This is a genomic window from Aminobacter sp. P4_H6_2, from assembly GCF_056400805.1.
The window spans coordinates 1-2,676 of the sequence record NZ_JBFUKO010000694.1 but is presented as its reverse complement, the minus strand read 5'-3'; the positions used below and the strand labels follow the sequence as shown (position 1 = coordinate 2,676).

The following is a 2,676-nucleotide window of genomic DNA, read 5'->3' as shown; positions in this document are numbered from 1 at the left end:
GCTCAAACCTGCAATCCCACCGCCAAGTATTCCGATTTCCATGCCGAAGCACTCCTGTTCGACTGGCCCAGACACGCCGTCTCTGGCCTTCAAGGAGCTCCACCCTAAACTCTGCCGCTTTTGAGAATTAGCATGCAAAAATGAGTGATGYTTGTATCTCAAGTGGGATAAAAGATGCGTAGCGCCCTCGATCTGAATGCCGTTCGTGTCTACGCAGCCGTCGTTGATGAGCAAAGCTTTTCCGGCGCTGCGCGCTTGCTTGGCCTGCCATCGTCTAACGTCAGCCGGCACATCGCCACACTGGAACGGAAGTTGGGCGTCCGGTTGCTGGAGCGTAGCACTCGCCACCTTCGCATGACGGAAGCTGGCAGGCTGCTCTACGAACGCGCAAAACCACTGCTCGATTCCTTACTTGCCACGGAGGAAGAGCTCAGCGTGGTGCAGCGCGAACTGCGGGGCCCTCTAAGGATGTGCATGCCAAACGAAGCGCCCAGGCTGCTAGCCCCTATCCTGGCCGAATTCTGCAGCCTTCATCCCGGTGTTGAACTGGAATGCGACACGCGCCTGACCGGCTTGGAGGTGCTCCGGGAAGACGTGGACCTCTCCATCGTCTTCCATCGTGGGCGCCAGGAGGACAGTGCTTTTATCACCCGCGAACTCGCTACGTTGCCGAGCATTGTGGTCGCGGCGCCTGCTCTGCTGGCCAAAACCGGGATACCGCGCCAAGTGCGGGAACTTAGATCCTTGCCTTGCATCACCACCGTGAGCGCATTGAAGGGCCATCCCTGGCAGTTTCTCGACACTGCGGGCGAAATCGTGAAGGTGCCTGTGCGTAGCAACTATCGTGTCAATAGCGGGGAACTGGCCATGGCTGGCGCGCGGCAGGGCATCGGCTTCGCAATACTCGCCGCCTCCCCATGTCAGGAAGATCTTGCCTCAGGCCGGTTGCAAGAAGTGCCGTTGGATCTTTGTCCTGCGCCACTGCAATTGCTTGGTGCGTACAGTCACCGGCATTCCGTGACTGCGCGGGTTCGTGCGTTGCTGGAATTCATACAGGTGCGGTTGAAAGAAGGGGGGAGCGRTTCAATTTGAACGTCGGCCCCCCCGTTCACATCAACGACAGCCGCCACGGCGCCCGACCCGCAATTGGAAAAGCTGCTCGGATCGATAAGGACTTCGGCGGGGTGGATCATCGGGCTTCTAGTGGTCTTGATCCTRGTGCTGATGACAAAGCAATGAGCCACGAAAACGACGACCCGACGACGAACTTCCTGCGCCAGCTGAGCTACTTCGAGAGCCAGGAGGCCATCTACAAGGAGGAGCTCGCGGACGCGCTCCTGGCCTTCAATAGGATCAAGATTTTCGTCAGCGACATGATCTTCTGCACCCTGTCGCAAGCGAAACGAGACGACCTACAGGGCAAGGCCATCAACAAGCAGTTCATGGCTCGCGTCGAAGCGCTGGAGTTGCTGCTCGTCAGCGTTCCGACTGCCCCGAGGGTCCCGCACGCCCGCCTCAAGAAGCTCGCAGACGAGCGCAATGCGTTTGCCCACGGTCACTTCTCCGCCGACGCCAATACCGGATAGATGGTCGTCCTCGGCAAGGGCAAGGCTACGCTGTGGAAGACGGAGAAAGTCCTGCCGTTTTTGGAAGAGTACTCGGCCGTGCGTCGGGAGCTGAGCGGGATCTAGGCTCACATCTTGTTCGCTGGCGAGCCGGTGGCTCTGCCGCTGGGAGCGTCAGCAACGCCGCTCTGGAGGCCTCAAATGTCTACAATCGGTCCCCGATTCGCCAACGGACCAATGTCTGCTTCTCAGACCCACGCCGACAAAGCCGCCAGACCGCTACCCACCCCTACTGCGACATTCCCTTGTCGCAAATATCCTGACTTTTGCCGCCACGTCAATGGCGAGGATTGGTGGCGATCCGACGTTCGCAGTAGTTGTCTATAGACAGACCCACACCGCCTCTCTTCACCCTAGCTGTTCGGATTTGAAAGCAAGAAACGGGTGGCCGCGCTCTCTTCATGGCACTATTCATGCACCTCGTCATTACCGTGGAAGCGAGGAAAATACGATGATCAACCGAGAAGAAGCACTTTCGTCGATGCAAATTCTTGAAAGAATGTTCCAGGCGGAAATGTCCTTTATGGCATCGGAGGCAAAGGACATCAGGATATTGGCGGACGCGTTCCATCCAGATGTCGTCGTGCACGAGCCGACATCACTCCCATACTCAGGCGACTGGAAAGGCTTGGACGGCATCGCCGGACTGATGCAACAAATGAACGGAGTATTCAGCAATATGGCTGTGGAAGATCTGAAGTGTTCCGGCTCTCCATCCAAGCTGTACGTCTCATGCACATTGAAAATGACATCCCGAGCAACTGGAGTTTCAATAGCACAGCCATTTGCAGAAATATTGAGGTTTGAGGACGGGCTGTTGATTGAGGGAACACCGTTCTATTTCGATACAACGGAAATTCAGTCTGCTCTGAAACACTCTGTCTCAACAAGCGACAGTGCGAACGCATATACCGTCCGGAGAAATGAATGTGTTGGCGGCCTTGCATAATCCAAGAGCTAGGTCGCGAATCCATAAACGCGAACGACTGAGACTGCCATCCGGTGGTGGTCTCGCTGAAACGGACCAAGCCGGTCAGTCATTGGCTGAAGG

Annotated in this window: 3 protein-coding genes; all 3 read left to right on the top strand. The window is 56.8% G+C overall.

The window, feature by feature from the left end:
• The first annotated feature begins 174 nt into the window (after positions 1 to 174).
• Positions 175 to 1,092: a LysR family transcriptional regulator gene (locus tag AC1DUU_RS28780; protein ID WP_476786742.1), complete on the top strand. Its 918-nt coding sequence runs from the start codon at positions 175 to 177 to the stop codon at positions 1,090 to 1,092.
• The gene (locus tag AC1DUU_RS28775) at positions 1,089 to 1,586 is read left to right on the top strand and encodes a hypothetical protein (protein ID WP_476786741.1); all 498 of its coding nucleotides are present in this window, start codon (positions 1,089 to 1,091) and stop codon (positions 1,584 to 1,586) included. The genes AC1DUU_RS28780 and AC1DUU_RS28775 overlap by 4 nt, the downstream gene beginning before the upstream one ends.
• 490 nt (positions 1,587 to 2,076) lie before the next feature.
• Positions 2,077 to 2,574, top strand: a complete 498-nt coding sequence (locus AC1DUU_RS28770; RefSeq protein ID WP_476786740.1) for a nuclear transport factor 2 family protein — start codon at positions 2,077 to 2,079, stop codon at positions 2,572 to 2,574.
• The last annotated feature ends 102 nt before the right edge of the window (positions 2,575 to 2,676 follow it).